This is a genomic window from Paenibacillus sp. GCM10027626, assembly GCF_042676285.1.
GTDB lineage: Bacteria > Bacillota > Bacilli > Paenibacillales > Paenibacillaceae > Paenibacillus_Z.
The window spans coordinates 165,293-185,418 of record NZ_JBHTHC010000005.1 but is presented as its reverse complement, the minus strand read 5'-3'; the positions used below and the strand labels follow the sequence as shown (position 1 = coordinate 185,418).

The 20,126-nt window shown below is 49.9% G+C and carries 13 protein-coding genes; all 13 read left to right on the top strand.

What is annotated here, in order from left to right; genetic code table 11:
• The first annotated feature begins 11 nt into the window (after nucleotides 1–11).
• The 13 genes from ACFQ0N_RS12245 to cysT all read left to right on the top strand — a co-directional run bounded on the left by ACFQ0N_RS12245 (nucleotide 12) and on the right by cysT (nucleotide 20,119).
• Nucleotides 12–908, top strand: coding sequence for a carbohydrate ABC transporter permease (locus ACFQ0N_RS12245; RefSeq protein ID WP_379326331.1), 897 nt, complete (start codon nucleotides 12–14; stop codon nucleotides 906–908).
• A gap of 261 nt (nucleotides 909–1,169) precedes the next feature.
• Nucleotides 1,170–2,924 (top strand): extracellular solute-binding protein, encoded by a 1,755-nt coding sequence (locus tag ACFQ0N_RS12240; protein ID WP_379326329.1) that lies wholly within the window; start codon nucleotides 1,170–1,172, stop codon nucleotides 2,922–2,924.
• A gap of 96 nt (nucleotides 2,925–3,020) precedes the next feature.
• Complete coding sequence (locus ACFQ0N_RS12235) at nucleotides 3,021–6,044, top strand: discoidin domain-containing protein (protein ID WP_379326327.1); 3,024 nt, start codon at nucleotides 3,021–3,023, stop codon at nucleotides 6,042–6,044.
• 591 nt (nucleotides 6,045–6,635) lie between these two features.
• A complete protein-coding gene (locus ACFQ0N_RS12230) occupies nucleotides 6,636–8,243 on the top strand; it encodes a ThuA domain-containing protein (RefSeq protein WP_379326324.1) in 1,608 nt (535 codons plus the stop codon).
• A gap of 26 nt (nucleotides 8,244–8,269) precedes the next feature.
• Nucleotides 8,270–9,247 carry a zinc-binding dehydrogenase gene (locus ACFQ0N_RS12225; RefSeq protein ID WP_379326322.1) on the top strand — a complete coding sequence of 326 codons (978 nt, stop codon included), beginning with the start codon at nucleotides 8,270–8,272 and terminating at the stop codon, nucleotides 9,245–9,247.
• Between the two features lie 142 nt (nucleotides 9,248–9,389).
• Nucleotides 9,390–11,699 (top strand): helix-turn-helix domain-containing protein, encoded by a 2,310-nt coding sequence (locus ACFQ0N_RS12220; protein WP_379326320.1) that lies wholly within the window; start codon nucleotides 9,390–9,392, stop codon nucleotides 11,697–11,699.
• Nucleotides 11,700–11,842: 143 nt separating this feature from the next.
• Nucleotides 11,843–12,793, top strand: a complete 951-nt coding sequence (locus tag ACFQ0N_RS12215; protein WP_379326318.1) for an ABC transporter permease — start codon at nucleotides 11,843–11,845, stop codon at nucleotides 12,791–12,793.
• A gap of 42 nt (nucleotides 12,794–12,835) precedes the next feature.
• The gene (locus ACFQ0N_RS12210; RefSeq protein ID WP_379326317.1) at nucleotides 12,836–13,702 is read left to right on the top strand and encodes a carbohydrate ABC transporter permease; all 867 of its coding nucleotides are present in this window, start codon (nucleotides 12,836–12,838) and stop codon (nucleotides 13,700–13,702) included.
• Between the two features lie 33 nt (nucleotides 13,703–13,735).
• On the top strand, nucleotides 13,736–15,274 hold the full coding sequence (locus ACFQ0N_RS12205) for an extracellular solute-binding protein (protein ID WP_379326316.1): 1,539 nt from the start codon (nucleotides 13,736–13,738) through the stop codon (nucleotides 15,272–15,274).
• A 21-nt stretch (nucleotides 15,275–15,295) separates the two neighbouring features.
• A complete protein-coding gene (locus tag ACFQ0N_RS12200) occupies nucleotides 15,296–16,696 on the top strand; it encodes a sulfatase family protein (RefSeq protein WP_379326314.1) in 1,401 nt (466 codons plus the stop codon).
• A gap of 256 nt (nucleotides 16,697–16,952) precedes the next feature.
• A complete protein-coding gene (locus ACFQ0N_RS12195) occupies nucleotides 16,953–17,579 on the top strand; it encodes a LysE family translocator (protein WP_379326312.1) in 627 nt (208 codons plus the stop codon).
• Between the two features lie 600 nt (nucleotides 17,580–18,179).
• On the top strand, nucleotides 18,180–19,283 hold the full coding sequence (locus ACFQ0N_RS12190) for a sulfate ABC transporter substrate-binding protein (protein ID WP_379326310.1): 1,104 nt from the start codon (nucleotides 18,180–18,182) through the stop codon (nucleotides 19,281–19,283).
• Complete coding sequence (gene cysT / locus ACFQ0N_RS12185) at nucleotides 19,280–20,119, top strand: sulfate ABC transporter permease subunit CysT (protein WP_379326308.1); 840 nt, start codon at nucleotides 19,280–19,282, stop codon at nucleotides 20,117–20,119. The genes ACFQ0N_RS12190 and cysT overlap by 4 nt, the downstream gene beginning before the upstream one ends.
• The last annotated feature ends 7 nt before the right edge of the window (nucleotides 20,120–20,126 follow it).

Below are 20,126 nucleotides of genomic sequence, written 5' to 3'. Positions count from 1 at the left end.
CTTCTGCCAAAATGAACAAGCTGACGTGGAAAGAGATACCGTATCAAATCGCTAATTCGGGAATTTTGCTGTTATTTGCTTTTATATGCATGTATCCATTCTACTATATTATAATAAACTCCTTCAGCGATCCGATGGAGACAGCCAAGGGCGTCTATTTTTGGCCCCGCGGAATCACCTTTTCATCCTATGAGCAGCTGATGCAAATTCCGAGTATATTTCAGAGTATTTTTATTTCGGTAGCGCGGACGGTCGTCGGCACGATTATTACTGTATTTTGCAGCGCCTTTATCGGCTATATGGTAACCAAGAAGGAGCTGCCGTTTCGCAGCACCATTTACCGGCTGATCATCATTACGATGTTTTTCAACTCGGGTCTCATTCCGTGGTATATGCTGATGAAGACATTGGCTTTGAAAAATAACTTTTTGCTGTACGTGCTGCCGGGCGCCGTATCTGCTTTCTTCATTATTTTGGTCAAAACGTATATTGAATCGCTGCCGGCCTCGCTGGAGGAATCGGCGCAAATCGACGGCGCGGGCATTTGGACGATTTTCTTTAAAATTATTTTCCCGCTGTCTCTGCCGATTATCGCGTGTATTGCTGTATTCACAGCAGTCGGGCAGTGGAATTCATGGGCGGACAACTTCTATTTGGTGACCGACAGCAATTTAAATACTTTGCAGTATTTGCTTTATACCAACTTGAAATCGAATATGGCCGACATGATGCGCACCAGCGCCTCAGGGACGACGCAAGGAGCGGCGTTGGCCAGCTCCGGGAAAGTGACGCCAATGTCGCTTCGCTATGCCATTACAGTCATCACCGTATTTCCGATTATGCTGCTCTATCCGTTTATGCAAAAATATTTTGTGAAGGGCATCATGCTGGGCGCGGTTAAAGGGTGATAAAATGTGTTGATTGACGCGATGGCTCTAACGGACCGGAGAGACCTTATTTCGTGAAAAAGCGACCTGCTGTGATTCTAACGGACCCCAGCGTCCTTATTTGCCCGTTGCAGGGCAAAAGTTGTGGTTTGTGACCGGAATAACGTCATCTGAGTCCGTTAGAAACACGGCAGCTAGTTTTAACGAAGATAAAACTAACCTTTTGGTTATTTTTATAATGTAGTAAATTTGCTTGCAAAACGAAAAGAGAGGGGCAGAACGATGAAGAAAAAGCTGGCGGCAGGACTGGCTGCAGTGATGCTGGCGATGACGGTGCTCGGTTGCTCGCAGGGCAATAACGGCAATGCACCAAAATCATCCGGCGAAGCAGGCAATGGGGGAAGCGGGCAGGAGGAGATGGTGACGCTTAAAGTCGCGGCCAGTATTGCGGCAGCCGAGCCAAACGGCGTCATGCAAAACCCGGTTGCCAAAACGATTGAAAAAGAGCTGGGCATCAAAATGGACATGACAGCGGTAAGCGCCGATTTCGGCGAGAAGCTGAATGCGATGATCGCGAGCAATGACTTGCCTGATCTGTTCTGGGTGCCGGATCCGGGCAAAATGATCCCGACGATGGTCAAAGCGGGCCAAATTTATGCGCTGGATGAGCTGCTGGAGAAGTACGGTGACAATATTACATCCGACCCAAGCGGCCAGGCGATGGTCGAATTGCACAAAAAGACAATCAGCCCTGACGGCAAGCTGTATACGATCGGGATGCTGAGAGGGACGAATGGCGCGATGCAGCCGCTTGGCGGCAATTACATCCGCTGGGATCTGTACAAGAAGCTCGGCTATCCCAAGCTGGAAAACTACGACGAGGATTTGCTGAATGTGCTGGCCGAAATGCAAAAGCTTGAGCCGACGAATAAAGACGGGCAAAAGGTTTATGCGATTGGCGGCTGGTTCGCCGACGGCCAAGGATGGGGCGACTGGCCGATGACCTATACGCTTACCTTTACGGAAGGAAAAGGCTATTTGACCAGCGACCGGACAGCTTATTATGACATCGCCACCAATGAAATATCGCCTAACAATGACTTGAAGGACAAAAACGGCATGTTCTGGCGCACCGTGAAGTTCTACAACAAGGCGAACCAGATGGGCATTCTCGATCCGGAATCGTTCACGCAGAAATCAGACAAATACGAGGAAAAGGTGAAGGCGGGCCGTTATCTGTACAATGTTCCGGGTTGGCTCGTAGCGGATATCAACAAAGCCTATGAGAAGAAAGGCGAGCCGGAAAAAGGCATGGTGGGCCTACCGCCAATGAATACAGATGCCTTTATGCTGATCAACAATCTCGCTTCCGGCGGCCGGGTATTTGCGATCTCTAAAAATACCAAGCATCCGGAAAAAGCGATGCAACTGCTGAACTGGCTCTCCTCATACGAAAACTCCCGCACCGTCTGGAACGGTCCGGAAGGCGAGAACTGGAAGATGGAGGACGGCAAGCCGGTACCGACTGACGAATATTTGAATCAAAGCAACAGCGATCTCGCATTCAACAAACGGACAGGCGCGCAAATGTACTATCACTTTGTCGGCTTCGACAGCGGCGTAATCGATCCGAAGACTGGTGTGGCCGTCAATTTGTTCGAATGGTCGGACAAAGCGATCGCACGCAAGATGACGCCATTGCATGAAGATATGCTGAAGCATTACGGAGCGGACAGCTTGTTTGATCTGTACACTTCTAAAGTGAAGGCTTATAAAGAAAATGCGATTTACCGTCTGGGCGAACTGCCGGAAAATCTGAAGACACAAGGCACGAATCTGGAAAACTATACATTCAAAAATATTTTCAAGCTGGTGCTGGCGAAGGATGACGCCGAATTTGCCAAAATGCAGGATGATTTCATCGCCGGCTTGGACAAATTCAAAGTGGACGAGATTTTCGCTTACTGGCAGTCCAAAGCGAAGGAGCAGCGAACAGAGCTGAAGCCGATCTTCGATCTGTTGAATGAGGAGAAATAAGAAAAGGCAGCTTGGGCAATCCCGGGGAGCTTGTGCGTTTGCCGCTCCCCCGGCGATTGCAGCTTCATATCTACCATTCGAGAGGGGAACAGAACTATGAAAAAATGGCTGGCCGGTTTGTGCAGTATGTTGCTGGTGTTGGGCACGATGCTTGCCGTTGTGCCGTCGGCGAACAAAGCTTATGCGGCAGACAACGCGACATTGTCGTTTGATTTGTCGGCACAGGGACAAACCATTACGAACAAGTTTTCAGACATCAATGCCTGGGATTATGAAATCGATTGGACGACGAAAGCGGAGGGAAGAGCAAACAGCTTTTTTGCAGATCAGTATCCTTTTGTGAAAAATGTACAGTTTATGACCGCAACGGGAGGCTGCTACGAAGGCTTTCCGAACTGCCATACGAATCGCGATCTGTTCGCAGATCCGTCCGATCGCACGAACTTGACCGATTACGATTTCTCGCGTTTGATCGGCGCTTTGCACCATGTGGTCGATCAAGGCTTGAAGCCGCATATTAAAACCGGCAACATTCCGATCAAATTATCCGAAAATCCGGCGATCGGCGTGATGGAAGCTAATTTGCGGCCGCCAAGCGATTACAATCAATATTACAATTATATTAAAGCGCTTGCAGACACGCTTGTAGCAGAGTTTGGGCTGAATGAGGTCAAGACCTGGACATGGGGAGTGTTCACGGAATACGAGAATCCGGAGTGGTTTGACGATGGCGTTAGCCCGGAGACGACGAAGCTGGCTTTTTTCAAAATTTACGATTATACAGTAGCTGCGCTGGAAGCGGCGGTCGGTGCTGACAATTTGACAGTTGGCGCCCATAGTATGACTGTGACGGAAGGGCTTTGGGACGAGCTCGAATTTATCGATCATGTTGCCGGTGTAGGCCCGAACGGCACGAATTTCAAGACTGGCAAGAAGGGAACGCAGATCGACTTTTTGACAGCTTCCTTCTACGATTTCAAGCCGGGCGAGAAGATGAACAAAGGCAAGAGCCTGATCGATACGATTGGCGCATTGCGGGGCCGGGCCGTGGCCAATGGTTTAACGAATTTGAAATACGGCATAGATGAAGGGCGGATTAATTCCGGACCGGATTCGAAAGCGCTTTATTCGCGGATCGTAGCCCACAGTTTCCAAGGCTCCTCGGATGCGAAGCAATTCAAAGAGATGGTAGACTGGAACATCGACTGGTTTGCCGCTTGGGGACTGAGCACGGAAGGCTTATGGGGCGGCGTAACGCCGGTCAGCACGCATATTGCCAATCTTGGCTACAAGATGGCGGGCGATCAACAGCTGCAGGGCGTTGTTGCCGGATCGGCCAAGGATGCAACGAATGAAATTGGCGGCATTGGCGGTTATAATGCGGCGCAAAACACTGTCCATCTGATGGCTTACAACCATAACAACGATATGAATAGCGTAACTGGGGAGAAACCGGCGATTACGGTACGCAATATTAAGCCGGTGAGCGGTGACTCGGTCACTGTAACGCAATGGATCGTCGATGATACGCACGGCAATTTCTGGCCAACCTGGTGGCAGGATAAGGCTAATCGGGGAATAACCGATGCCTCCTATTCATGGTCCAAGTATACGATGGAAGTGCCGCGCAGCCTGAAGCAGCAGGCGGATCGCGACTACTGGTACAGCCGGGAAGCAGTTTACAGAAATTTGTCCAAGCTGACGCCAGTAACAACAACTGTGCCTGTCGTCAACAATAGGGTCACTTTTACACCGGAAATGGCGCATCATGGCGTCGTATTCTATGAAATTACGAATGCTCAAAGCGTGGGCAGAACCGTAACCGACAATTTGGATGACTGGAGCAAAACGTACAAACACAGTGCCGGGCTGGCGCTGGATAAAGGAAATGGCACAGCCCTTGGCGATCCGAGCCGCGCTATGCGCACTGCTTTGGAAGCGGATGGGGCGCCTGCTGAATCGGTCATTTACCATTTCAACGGGGCAACAAGATTGCAGCTCACGGGCCTGTTTGCTACCGACGCCGAGCCGGTCATTAACAATTTCAAGTTCTATGCCTCGCACAATGGCACCACTTGGACGGAGCATGAAGGCTGGGGATATGAGGATTCCCCGATCAATGGCGGTTACTGGACCAAACGGGTGTACACACTAACGCAGCTGCCGGCAGGTACATCTTTCATTAAAATTGCTTTCCCGAAAGGCGGCGCGGTATCGTACAGCCCGCAAATCGGTCAGGTGCAAATTTCCGACATTCCGTGGAATTCCGCCACAGTCATTGACCAGTTGGATGACTGGTCCAAGGTGAGCGAGCATAGCGACGGCTTATATTTCGATACTGCGCACGGCACGGAACTGGGCGATGCCAGCCGGGTAACAAGATTAAATGCCAGTGCCGCACAGCCCGAGTACTTGATTTACACGAAGGAAGCGACAGATCTTCAGGCGACAGCACTATATGCGACTGATTCTGAGCAAGGCATCCGCAACTTCAAGTTTTACACCTCGCCGGATAAAGTGACGTGGGAGGAGCAGCGGGGCTGGCAGCATCAAGATTCATTAATTAATGACGGAGCATGGAGCAAACGGGTCTACACGCTCGGCAAGCTGCCGATGAGCACGCAATTTGTAAAAATCGAATTCCCGGTAGGCGGTGCGCTGGCCTATAGCCCGCAGCTCAGCCAGATTAAGCTGAACACGGCATCGCTGGTCAATTATGCGCGGGAAGCGACAGCTACAGCATCGAATACGGATACCGCTAACGGCTATGCGGCGGAGAAAGTGAATGATGGCGCAGCAACGACCGACTGGAGCGGCTGGGCAACGGACGGCTCGCCATTGCCGCAATGGGTGCAGCTCGACTTCGGTACGGCAAAGACGTTCAGCCGCGTGGAGCTGTACACGACGAACGGCTACGAGATTCGGGACTATGAAATCCAGTACTGGAACGGTTCGGCATGGGTGAACTGTTTGTCGGCGATTACAGGCAATACGTTCGATCATCGCACACATACGTTCGAGCCTGTAACGGCATCGAAGCTGAGAATTGTCGGCACGAGCGGTCCGGCCATTCAGCCGGATTATGTACGGATTAACGAGATCGAAGTGTACAGCGAGTAGTAAGCGGCGGGCTGGTGGGCTGTGGGCTGTAGGCACCAGTCAAGTCAGTGCAGTGCGCAGTCAGTGCGTGCATAGAGCAAGCTTCGCCTGTACAGGCGAAGCAGTTGTGTCTCAGAACCTCCTCGAAGTCTTATCTTCGGGGAGGTTTTTTATTTTGTAGAATTTATAAAATTTTGGCTGTCGCGGCCTAATAGATCTAACGGATGCCACAGCCGCTATTTGCGAAAATTCGACCGATTTGAAATTGTAACGGAACTGTGAGCCCCTATTTGATGATGATGAGCCCGATTTCGCAAGAAAACGTCGAATTAAGATCGCTCACTTCCGCTAGATTTCAAAAAGGAAGGTAATTGACGAAATAAGGTCCATGGCTTCCGTTAGAAGGAAAAACTTGGCGATAGTACAAAGGCGGCGCAGCCGTTTTTCTTACAAACCGATGCAGCACCGTGAAGGTGACACTTAATTTGAATTTTCAGATATAAAATGCCGAATTGCAGACATTCTTTTCCGGAAGGCGGCGGGGTAAATTAGTAAGTAACGAGGCGATTTGCCGCGTTCAGCGAGTAGAACAGGTGAGGAGGAAGTAAGCAGATGGGCAAAAAGAAAATTATTATTTTGGCTTGCGATCCCAGCCATGCTGCCGGCTATCACGAATATGAGAAAACAGCAAAGCTGTTTAAGGTGGCATTGGAGCATTCAAATATGGGAGATCAGCTTGAAGTTGAGTATTACGCTAAAGGTTGGCCGGATGAGCCGGACGATGAAGCCGTTTTCGAGACAGCGGATTTGATCGTGGCGTATACGGATGGGCGCGATGGCGATCTGTTTGTCGATGTGCCTTTTGCTGCTCAGGGCCGTATGGAAAAAATGGAACGCTGGATGGAACGGGGCTGCGGGCTGGCGCTGATTCATTTTTCTACCTTTTTTACGAGGGAAGAAGGAAAGCGAATTGTCGAGTGGGCAGGCGGCTATTTTGAGTGGGAAGACGCGCAGGGGGAACGGAACTGGTATTCGCGGATCGACTACGGCCAGAGACTGGAGCTGAGGAAAACGGACCATCCAATTGCAGCCGGGGTTTCGCCGGACTTGTATTTACAGGATGAAATCTATTATCGCTTGCGTTTTGGTGCTGGTGGCCATGGTCAGAGTCGGGAACAAAATGATAGATTCACTCCGATCGGCTATGTGCCTGATCTTGCCGATCCGGATGATCCGCTGGCCAATGTGGTGGTTTGGGCGGTGGAGCGCGAGGATGGCGGACGAGGGTTCGGCACAACAGTCGGCCATGCCTATCGGTTATGGAAGGATGAAAACTACCTGCGGCTCATGCTGAACGCTATAGTCTGGTCGGCGGGGCTTGATGTTCCGGCAGGAGGCGTGCAATCCCGCTTTTTCTCCGATGCGGAATTGGAGCAGGCATTAGCGGGAGTTCGCGGTACAGAACGCTCTCACGCCATCCCGGAACAAATCCGGGTGCTGCTGCTGGCCGGTAATAAACAGCACAAATGGCATAACTGGGAGGAGACGACGCCCGCTATCGCTGCCGCGCTGGAGGAGGATGAGCGGGTGAAGGTGGATGTGATTTTGCAGGCGGGCGAACTGGCGAAGCGGGATTTATCCTGTTATGATGCCATCGTGCTCAACTACTGCAACTGGCATGATCCGCAAGGCTTGGAGGAGCAGGCAAAGGTGAACTTGCTGCGTTATCTGGACGATAACGGCGGACTTGCGGTCCTGCATTTTGCCAATGGCAGCTTCCACTTTTCGCTTCCGGAGGCAGGCGAATCCGACTGGCCGCAGTACCGGGACATTGTGCCGCGCGTATGGAATCATCACGGAGAGAGCGGCCATGACCATTATGGGCCAGTAAAGGTCATGCCGTCAGCCGCTGATCATCCCATTATCGCCGGACTTCGGAGTTTTACCATCGAGGATGAACTGTATTTTAATCAGGAAGGGAACGCGCCTGTAGAGGTGCTTTGCAGCGCATACTCGCAGGTAACCGGTAAGGAAGAGCCGTTAGTCTGGCTGCATCAATACAAGTCTGCTCGAGTGTTCCAGTCATTGCTCGGTCACAGTGCGGCGGCATATGACGCGCCGGAATCGCGAACATTGCTGCGGCGCGGCGTTCTCTGGGCGGCAAGAAGAAGTTTGGAGGAGCGTCAGGCGGCTGCAGGTGTGCAAACACAAGGAGATTGAATTCAGAGGAACGGAGGCGAAGCAGGATGAGAACAAATGAAGCTGTGGCGATAACGGCCTATGCACAGGCGGAATGTGTGGAGATCGGACATTGCGGAGAGCCGGCTCCGTATGAAGTTGCCGGTGAAACTATGTTTTCGCTGATCAGTCCGGGAACGGAGTTGGCCGCCTGTTATTTTGGCAGTGCACCATTCCCGAAAATCCCGGGGTATGCTGCTGTGATGAAAGTGACGGCAATAGGGGCGGAAGTGGATCACATTAAGCTCGGGGATTATGTCTATTTCTCGGGCCAGCACAAGCGTTATCAAAAGGCGGACCGTAGGGCCGTGCTGCCTTTGCCTGCGCAGCTGGATCCGGCGTTTGGAGCGATTGCCCGGCTTATGGGGGTAAGTATGACAACGCTCATCACAACAGCAGCCAAACCGGGCGAACGGGTATTGATTATGGGAGCGGGTCCTGTCGGTTATTTGGCCGCCCATATGTTCAAGGGTGCCGGGTACAGAATAGCGGTTTGTGATCCTGATCCGCAGCGCCGCCAGTTGCTGGCCTCGACCGGTATAACCGATGTCTATGAAAAGCTGGACAGTGAGGCTGCTCCTCAAGGGCGCGATTCATTTGCTTTGGCGATCGATTGCTCGGGGCATGAGGGAGCGGTTCTAGACGCTTGCCGATCTGTCCGCAAAGGCGGAGAAGTAGTGATGGTAGGTGTCCCCTGGAAGCAGCAAAGCGAGCATACCGCTCATCAACTGATGCATGTTGTTTTTCATAATTATGTCCATCTGCGCAGCGGATGGGAGTGGGAGCTGCCGATTCATGCCGGCGATTTCAGTCCACACAGCATTATGGGCAATTGGGCGACAGCGCTGAGCTGGCTGAATGAAGGGCGAATACCGCTGGACGGATTGATCCGTACATTTGCCCCATGTGATGCCCAAGAAGCTTACAGTTCGCTTGCGGCGCGGACAATGAGCGAGCTTTTCGTCATGTTTGACTGGCGCGCATAAACAACTGCATCATCATTGGCTTAAACCCTCCTTGAAGTATGGGCTTCGGGGAGGCGATATCCTTCAATTCCTAAGAGTCTTTGCCGTTGGCCCGGCGAAGGCTCTTCTTAGTATATGTTAAAATAAAAACGGGGGGATGATGATGAAGAAGTCTGTCTATATCCGTTTGTTCGTTCAACTGGTTCTTGTAATCGTTATCAGTATTTCATTGCTTGCTTCCTTGCTATACAGCTACACATCCAATTTGCTGAAGGAAGAAATTGTCGGCGCCAATAATGAGCTGCTGCTGCAAACCAGTAAAATTGTAGATCAGTCTCTGCATGAAGTCCAGCAGATGACGACGGCGTTAAGCTTGAATTCCAGTGTGCTTAAATCGGTTATTTTGCCATGGAATTTGGAGGACGAGTACCGCTTTTTGCTCGAAACCTCTAAAACATTCGAAACTAGGCTTACCTCATCGAACTATATTCATTCGATTTACTTGTACAGCGCCAACAATAAAAAGCTGATTTCCAGCTCAGGCATCACTGATCTGAACGCTTATTCCAACCGCGAATCGCTTGAGCGGTTTCTTGATTCAAAGCTGACCTCGGCTTGGGAAGCGACAAGAGTCATTTCGGCTGCAGGCGGGGATGAACATTTTATCAGTTATATGATTAGCGTACCGCTGCGAAACCAGAAAAAAATCGGCACATTAATTATTAATTTACGGGAAGATGTGTTGTATAACGCGGTAGTCAATACGAATAATAGAAAGCTCGGCAATGTGGCGATTTTGAACGGCAAGGGAGAGGTGCTCTCCTATAAAGATAAAAATGTGCTGCTTGATCGTTTTGAATGGGTGGATATGGCCGCTTTCGACAAGGAACAAAATGGATCCTTAGTACAGAAAATTGACGGTATGAAAATGTTTATTACGTATTTGCGCTCGCCGTTCAATGACTGGATTTATGTGACGCTCAATCCTTATAACGATCTGTTTCAACGCTCATATGAAGTGATCAGCATGACGCTGATGATTTCAGCGATCGGGCTGGTCGTAGGTCTGCTGCTTGTTTACCTGATCTCGAGCCGCCATTACAAGCCGATCCGCAATATGGTGCAAGCGCTTACGATATATGTGGGCGGACGGCAAAAGTATCAGGATGAGTTCAGCTACATTAGAACTTCTATCGACGCGATTCAACTGGAGAATGATGCATTTCGACAAAAATTTCAAAGCCAGGAGCTACTTCTGCGGGATCATCTGCTGATGAATTTATTGTCCGGGAAATTATCCGACGAGACAGAGACCAATAATCAGTTGAGTTACTATCAAATGGACCTAGGTTTGTCGAATTATGTCGTGCTTGTGTTAAGGGTACATTTTGTCCGGGATGAGGGAGTACAACTGGACGAGAAATTGAAGCATTGGCTATGCTTTCAAATTCGCACCATATGTGAGGAACTCATTGCAGCTCCCTATAAAGGCGCATATGTAGGAGGCTTTCATAAGCATGATGTGCTTATCCTGCATGGCGAAAACTGGAACAATGATCATGAGCCGATGGAGGAAGTGAAGCGCCTTGCAGCGGCGATTCAGCAGCAGATTGCCGACAAAATGGAGCTGGTTGAGGCTGTCACCTTTGGGATAGGCGACAAATATGAACGAATAACCGAGATTCATCTCTCTTATGAAGAAGCGGCCGAGGTGCTGCTGTATGAGAAGGTAACCGGCAAAGGAAGTATCGTGTCGATCCGTGATTTAAATGTCAATCGAACGAACCGCAATTTATTTATCGGCTACCAGCAGCTGATTGACCGTTTGACTGGTGAGCTGAAATCGGGCAATTTAGAAAAAGCGGTAGAAACGAAAGCTGTTATTATCGAGCAAGTCCAGCAAGATGAAATATCGGGCATATACTTGAAAAATGTTATTTTATCGCAATTGTTCAATTCGCTTGTCAAAGTTCGCATCGAATTGTCTTTGCCAGAAGAGGAAGTTGAGAGCAATAACTGGCATTATGAATTTATGAAGCTGCAAAGCTCGAAAGAAATTAGCGATTTTTTAGTGGAAATGATGGCAGGCATTGCGAACAGTCTGAAAATCAGAAGCAGCTCGAAGCATTCAGAAGTGATCATGAAGCTGGTCGCTTATATTCGCGAGCATTATCGGGAGCCGTTAAGCTTGCAGTCTGTTTCGGATATGATTTTTATGAACGGCAACTATGTTTCAAAGCTGTTTAAGGATACGACAGGCATGACCTTTATTGATTATTTGACGGATATCCGGTTTAAGGAAGCCTGCCGCTTGCTGGGGGAAACCGATTATAACATCAATGAAATCGCCGCGCTTGCCGGGTTCAGCAACAAGCAGAGCTTGAATCGAACACTTAAGAAAATCACGGGCCTTACGCCAACGGAGTACCGCAATCAGCAAATAGAAAAGCGGCTAGAATCGCCCGTTTCATAAGTAATGATCCAAAACTGATCAATTGATACCAGTCAAACAGATCAAATAAGCTTGATGTTACGGATTGATTCTTGCAGGCTGAACGGTGCCGGCCGTACGATGAAAGGGCTTTCGAAAACAAATCGGAAAGGAGACTTGCCACTTTGGAGGCCCCGACATCACGGCTCGGTTTGCAGCCCAAAAGAAGTAAGCTGGATGGTATGAGGCGCGTGTTCCGGTATCGCAATTTTTACATCATGCTGCTTCCGGCGATCGCTTACTACATTATTTTTCATTATTACCCCATGTACGGCGCAACAATTGCATTCAAGCAGTTCAGCATTGCGAAAGGCATTCATGGCAGCCCTTGGGTCGGATTGAAGCATTTTGAGATGCTGCTGCACTTGGACAAGTTTTGGGAAGTATTCTGGAATACGATCATCATTAGCCTGTACCGTTTGTTTTTCGGCTTTCCGCTGCCGTTATTTATCGCGCTTTTGCTCAATGAGGTGCGAAGATTGCTGTTCAAACGTACCGTGCAAACGATTATTTATTTGCCGCATTTTATTTCTTGGGTCATTATGGGCGGTCTGCTCATCAATATGCTCGCAACGGATAACGGCATTGTCAATCAGCTGATACGGTCGCTTGGAGGCTCGAGCATCGGGTTTTTGAGTGATGAGGCGTATTTTCGCTCCACACTTGTCGGCTCAATGATTTGGAAGGAGTTTGGCTGGAATACGATTATTTACATGGCCGCGCTCGCCGGCGTAAATCCTTCGCTTTATGAAGCAGCATGGATGGACGGGGCGAACCGGATGCAGCGGATCTGGCATGTTACTTTGCCGTGCATCCGCACAACGATTATCATTCTGTTCATTTTACGGATCGGAAGCTTGATGGAAGCCGGTTTTGAACAAATATTCGTGCTTTACCATCCCGGCGTTTATCGCGTTGCTGATATTATCGACACGTATGTCTATCGCACGGGACTGGCAGACGGGAAGTTTAGCTTGGCGGCGGCATTAGGGCTGTTCAAGTCTGTTATTAACTTTGTACTGCTTATAATAGCTAATCAACTGGCGCGGTGGAAAGGCGATCAGGGCATATTTTAGCAAGAAGTGCCGTTTCATTCTTAGGCAGGGGGAAAATGCGCAATGAATCAAGCGGGATTGGGAAGCAAATTGTTTAATGCATGCAATTATATTTTTCTTGGCTTCATTACGCTGCTGACATTGTTTCCTTTTTGGGATTCGTTAATTGTATCGATCACTCCGATTAGCGAAAGCATGTCGTCTAATCTGCACTTGTTTCCGAAAACGATTACATTCGAGGCATATGCGTACATCGCCGGTATGAAGCAATTGTGGAATTCTTATGGCATCAGCATTTTTGTAACCGTCGTTGGCACCATTTTGAGCATGATCGTTACGACTTTAGCGGCTTATGCACTGTCTAAAAGCAATTTGCCCGGCGGCAGAGTCATTATGTTTTTAATTATTTTTACAATGATGTTCAGCGGGGGCATTATCCCTACTTACTTGGTAGTCAAGCAATTGGGAATGATGAACAGCGTCTGGGCGATGATCGCTCCTCTAATGATCCAAACTTATAATTTGATCATTATGCGCACCTTTATGGCCTCCGTTCCGGAAAGCCTGGAGGAAGCGGCGCGCATTGACGGCTGCGGCGATTTCCGCATTTTGCTGCAAGTTGTGCTGCCACTCGCCATGCCGGCGATTGCGACGATCTCTTTATTTTATGCGGTAGCCAAATGGAATGAGTTTTTTACGGCCGTCATGTATGTGACAGATAAGGATGTATGGCCACTGCAGCTGTTTATGCGGGCGATGCTGATCGATAATGAAGCGATGTATCAATCGGGCGGCGACAGTCCCTTTTTGCTGGGGCAGTCAATCAAGATGGCGTCGATTATGGTTTCGACGATTCCGGTTATGCTGATCTATCCGTTTTTTCAACGATATTTTGTACAAGGAGCAACGCTCGGCGCTGTAAAGGAATAGTGTAATTCCATTAAAAGCTTAGGGGGATGCCGGATGAAAATGAGAATAGATAAACAATGGCTGGTTTCTATTATTGGTCTGCTGCTTGCGGTAGCGTTAGCGGGCTGCTCCAATGCGGGCAACAGAGCACAATCGGAAGAAGGCGGCAAGCCGCTAAAGATTGTCTATTTAACGCCCGGTGATGCGGCTGCCAAGCCCATTCAACCCGGGGACCGAGTTATTAGCGAAATCAACAAGCGGCTGGGCATCGAGCTGGAAATTAAATTTGTGCCGGAAGGCGGCTTTGAAAAAGTCAATGTAGCGATGGCTACCGGCGATTTCCCGGATTTGGTTACCGCTCAATACCCGTCCTCGTCCTTAAGCCAATGGATTGAAGAGGGGCTGCTTGTCCCGCTTAACGATTACTTGTCCGAAATGCCGACAGTCAAGGAAAAGCTGGAAGGGCCGCTTGCATGGACGGCGATCGACGGAAAGTTTTACGGCTACCCGTTTATTGAAGAAAAATCGAATGTAAGCCTTGCTTACCGCGCCGATTGGCTGGAAGAGCTAAAAATAGCTCCGCCAACAAATTTGGATGAGTTTTATGAGGCATTAAAGGCTGTGGCGGGCGGCGATCCGGATCATAATGGCGCGAAGGATACGTATGGATTAACCGGAGCGAAGGAAAATGGCTTCAACAGCTCCTTCAACTTTGTGTTTTTCGCTTATGGGCTGCCGTACGGCGATTGGATACTGGATGAGAACGGGAAGGTTGCCCCGTTGTTCGAGCATCCGGCGTTCAAGCAAGGCGTGCAATATTTGCAAAAGCTGTGGGCGGAAAAATTAATCGATCCGGAATTTTTGCTAAATGATACGCAGCAGCGCGAGCAGAAGTTTTTCCAAAGCCAGGCCGGCTTTATGGTGACGCCATTGTTCCGCCATGTGAATCGGTTGGAAACGAGCTTGCAGCAATTGACGCCAACAGGCAAGCTTGGCTTCGCCAATCCGCCGGCAGGGCCAGAAGGCAAGCGCGGGATGACAGGGGAGCGCAAAGGCGGATTGTTTACGGCGATAACGACTCAAGCCAAAGATCCGCAGAAGGTGGCGAAATTTCTGGAGTTTATGCTTTCTCTGGAAGGAAGGGAATTGCTGGAGCTGGGCTTGGAAGGCGTTCATTATACGAAGGAAGGCGACAAAATCGTCTATAACGAAGAGGAGCGGGCCAAGGACAATTTCGCCACAAACGGCTGGTCTCACCCGCTGGCATGGGGTAATGTCGTCTGGCCGCTGACGAGAAACTATTTGCCGCAGACGGAAGCCGGGGCTGAACGTGCCAAGGAATCTGTCGATATCGCGACCAGAAATTTGGTGCCTAATTTGGTGAATACGACTACGGCGGAAGAAATTGAGCTTGGCGCTGTATTTGGAACAGGAATCTTAAGTGAGCTGGCGAATCAATATTACCTAGATATGATTATGGGCAAGATTGACATCGACCAAGGACTGGCGGAGCTGTCCAAGAAATGGCGCGGCCAGGGCGGCGACAAAGTATTAACCGCTGTCAATGCCGCCTATGAAGCGCAGCAAAAATAAAGGCAAAGTGAGGGATCAGGCATGACCGCTGAAGCAGGCAAAAAGCCTAATATAGTGTTTATATTGAGCGATGATATGGGCGCATGGGCCATGGGGTGTGCAGGCAACAAAGATATCAGGACGCCGCATTTGGACAGGCTTGCCGCGGAGGGAATGCGCTTTACCAGCTTTTTCTGCACATCGCCCGTTTGCTCGCCCGCTCGTGCGTCGTTATTTACGGGACGCATTCCTTCTCAGCATGGCATACACGATTGGATTCGCGAAGGGAATATCGGGGAGGATGCTGCAGAATATTTGGCCGGACAGCAAGCTTATACAGAACTGCTGGTTGATCATGGCTACATCTGCGGGATGAGCGGAAAATGGCATCTGGGAGACAGCATCCGCCCGCAAAAAGGGTTTAGCCATTGGTATGTGCATCAATCGGGGGGAGGAAGCTATTATAATGCGCCGATGATCCGGGATGGCCGGCCGGTTGAAGAGCCGGGCTATGTGACTGATCTGATTACCGATGATGCGATTGCCTTTTTGGAGCGTCAAAATGCGGAGCAGCCTTTTTATCTGAGCGTTCATTACACTGCACCGCATACGCCTTGGATTAACAGCCATCCGCAGCATATCGTAGACTCCTATGCGGATTGTTCCTTTGACTCCTGCCCGCAGCTGCCGAAGCACCCTTGGCAAATTAAGTCGGAGCCCTATTGGGATGACCGCATTGAAAACCTGAAAGGCTATTTTGCGGCAATTACCGCTATGGATGAAAATATTGGCCGCATTATCGCGCAAATTGAGCGGATGGGCTTGCGCGAGCAAACGCTGATTTGCTTTATGAGCGACAACGGCTATAATTGCGGCCATCATGGCATTTGGGGCAAAGGCAATGGAACCTTCCCGCAAAATATGTTCGACACATCGGTTAAAGTGCCGGCCATATTTTCACATCCGACCAGAATTCCGCAAGGCGCAGTGAATGATCAGCTTGTGAGCGGCTATGACTTTATGCCGACGCTGCTCGATTTTGCAGGAGTGCCAAAGCCGGAAGACAGCACGCTTCCGGGGACAAGTTTCCTCACATCTTTATTGGGAGGCTCTATGGCGGCCCACGAGCACGTCGTGATTTTTGACGAATACGGGCCTGTACGCATGATTCGAAGCAAAGAGTGGAAATACGTGCATCGCTATCCGTATGGTCCGCATGAGCTTTATCATCTGCAGGAGGATCCGGACGAGCAGCATAATTTAATCGATCTGCCGGAATATAAAGCCAAGCATGAAGAGATGAAGGCCGGCTTGGAGCAGTGGTTTTTGCAGTATGTCGATCCGGCTATGGACGGTGTAAGGCAGGAAATTTACGGCTTTGGTCAGCTGACCTTTGTCGGGCCTGAGGGGAAGGGCAAAAAGGCCTTCCATCATTCTGATTAAAGCGCTTAGCCAGGCGGGCGCTCGAGGCGAGGCGTGCGGACCAAGGAATTGCATGCGAATGGCACGTTTGTTCACAGATAACGGAACCACGGTCCGCTCAGGTCAGCTTCGCCCACGATTACCAAGTAAACGCAGCAGATGTTTGTAGACTCCATTTAGTCGGTCAAGGACTGAGGTGGAAGTATCACCGAATAGTTTGCTAGAATAAAGAATCAGAGTTGTTTTGAAGACTAGACCGAAAATGGAGTGTCGCCAGATGTTTACGATTTCTGCGATTGTTACTTTCGTCATTGTTGTTCTTGGTTTATTTGTCATACCGGGACCGGCTGTGCTGCTTACGATTACCCGCACGGTTCAAGGAGGAAAAAAAGCCGGCGCTATGGCTGGCTTGGGGATTGCCGCCGGCGATTTTATCCATACCTTGTTTGCGGCGGCCGGACTGTCGGCGATTCTAATGACTTCTGCGCTAGCGTTTAATATTCTTAAATTTGCCGGCGCCATTTATTTACTCTATTTGGGGATTCGGGCGTTTATTGAGAAGCCGGCCGATCCGCAGCTGCCGATGGTTGCACAAGCGACGGCTTTACAAGCCTTTGGACAGGCAATATTAATTGAAGTTCTCAATCCGAAAACAGCGCTGTTCTTTTTGGCCTTTTTGCCGCAATTTGTTCATCCCGGTCATGGAGAGACGTTCCTCCAATTCCTCATCCTTGGACTTATATTTGTACTTCTCAGCATCTGCTACACAACATCGCTTGTGCTGAGCGTACATTTGCTGGGAAGAGTCGTTAAACGGCTTTCCTGGCTTGGCCGCTGGAGCGGCAAGATTATAGGCACAATCTATATCGGCCTCGGGTTGAAGGTCGCTTTCCAAAGCCGTTGAGATGATAAAGGCTGCTCCTTTTAGGATTTCTCATAAAAAGGGGGCCTTTTTTTCATTTCGGTTGGCGTGGCCTAATCTAGCGGAAGTCACGGCCGCTATTTGCGAAAATTCGACCGATTTGAAATTGTAACGGAACATGAGCCGCTATTTGATGATCAGGAGCCCGATTTTGCCAAAAAACGTCCCATTAAGTTCGCTCACTTCCGTCAGATTTCAAAAAGGAAGGAAATTGGCGAAATAAGGTCTGTGGCTTCCGTTTAGATGAAACCGCTTTGCAGATGACCCTCCTTCAGAGCCTTAGCCCCTGAACTCCGGTGTATTAGAAGAAAACACTTGTTCCGCGCAAAGGACGTCGCCAGGCGTTTTTCTTATAGGCGGGGACGGGGGCGGACTTGCAACTGCCGCATCATATTCGCATACTTTATCAACATGCCTTATAGCCCCGATCAAAATTGTAAATAAAGGGATTGACAAATTCGGGAAGAGGCTGTTATTATTTGCTCAATAACCAACTAAACAGGTGGGAAAAGTTTATTATCTACCGGACAACCGGCGAAATATGCTTTGTATCTGTCATTAAAACGATGAGGGGTGTTTTAAATGAAGACATGGAAAGCAGTTCGTCTTTTTGCTGTTATAGCGGGATTGACCCTGATGATTTCAGCTTGCAGCTCCGGTGCCGGTTCGGGTTCGAGTTCGGGTTCGGGTGATACGCGGGCTTCCGCCAATGGACCCGCCAACGAGAAAAAGGGCAATAGCGAGACTAAGCCTGTCAGTTTATTAAATGTATCTTACGACCCGACAAGAGAGCTATATAAAGAATATAATGAGAAATTTGCGGCGTACTGGAAGGCGGAGACCGGGCAGGAGGTAACGATCGAGCAATCGCACGGCGGCTCCGGCAAGCAGGGGCGGGCGGTTATTGAAGGATTGAAGGCAGATGTCGTCACTTTGGCGCTTGGCTATGATATTGAAGAAATTTCGCAAGCCGGACTGATCGAACCGGGATGGCAGCAGAAATTTGCCAGCAACAGCTCCCCTTACACCTCAACGATTGTTTTCCTCGTCCGCAAGGGGAATCCGAAGGGGATCAAAAACTGGGACGATTTGGTCAAACCCGGGATTGAAGTCATAACGCCGAATCCGAAGACATCGGGCGGGGCGCGCTGGAATCATTTGGCGGCATGGGCGTTTGCATTAGAGAAGTACAACCGGGATGAAGCGAAGGCAAAGGAGTTTTTGGCGCAGCTCTATAAAAATGTGCCAGTTCTCGATACAGGGGCACGGGGAGCGACAACCACATTTGTCGAGCGGAAAATCGGCGATGTGCTGCTCGCCTGGGAGAATGAGGCGCTGCTCGCTGTCAAGGAGCTGGGACCAGATGAATTTGATATTGTAGCTCCGCCGCTCAGTATTTTGACTGAGCCGCCGGTGGCGGTGGTAGATAAAAATGTCGATGCCAGCGGAACGAGGAAGGTAGCTGAAGCTTACCTGCAATATTTGTACACCGAAGAAGGTCAGCAAATCGCCGCCAAAAATTATTACCGGCCGCGGATGGAAAGTGTTGCCGAGCAGTTCAAGGATCAATTTCCTGTTATAGAAAAGCTCGTCACGATTGATGATTTTGGCGGCTGGCAGAAGGCGCAGAAGGAGCATTTTGCCGATGGTGGTATTTTTGATCAGATTTATACACCGGGTTCATGACAATGAGCAGGCTTAAAGTTCGGAATGTGCTGCCCGGCTTCGGTCTTTCATTAGGGTTTACCATTTTCTATTTGGGGCTGATTGTGCTTATTCCGCTGGCGGGCATTTTTATTAAAGCTTCGGGAATGCCGCTAAATGAAATATGGAGCACCATTACGAATCCGCGGGTCATTTCCTCGTATAAGGTCAGTCTGCTGACTGCCTTATGCGCGGCGGCGGTAAATGCCGTATTCGGGCTTTTGATCGCCTGGGTGCTGGTGCGGTACCGGTTTCCGGGCAAAAAGCTGATCGACAGCCTGATCGATCTGCCGTTCGCGCTTCCGACAGCGGTGGCGGGGATAGCTCTGACGGCTATTTATGCCCCTAACGGCTGGGTGGGAAAATATCTCGAGCAGCTCGGCATCAAGGTGGCGTTCACGCCGCTAGGCATTACTGTAGCGCTTATATTTATCGGCTTGCCGTTTGTCGTGCGGACGGTCCAGCCTGTTTTGCAGGATTTGGAGAAGGATACGGAGGAGGCGGCAGTGATGCTGGGCGCTTACCGGCTGCGGACCTTTTGGAGCGTGCTGCTTCCCGAGCTGATTCCGTCATTGCTTACCGGCTTTGCCATGGCCTTTGCCCGCGGCATTGGCGAATACGGCTCCGTCGTGTTTATCTCCGGCAACATGCCGATGAAGACGGAAATTGCCCCCCTGCTGATTATGACCAAGCTGGAGCAGTACGACTACAAGGGCGCAACCGTCATCGCGATGGTGATGCTGATCCTCTCGTTTCTCATGCTGCTGATCATTAACTATTTGCAATGGCGCTCCAACCGGCGCGTTATTGCAAACTAAGGGGGGA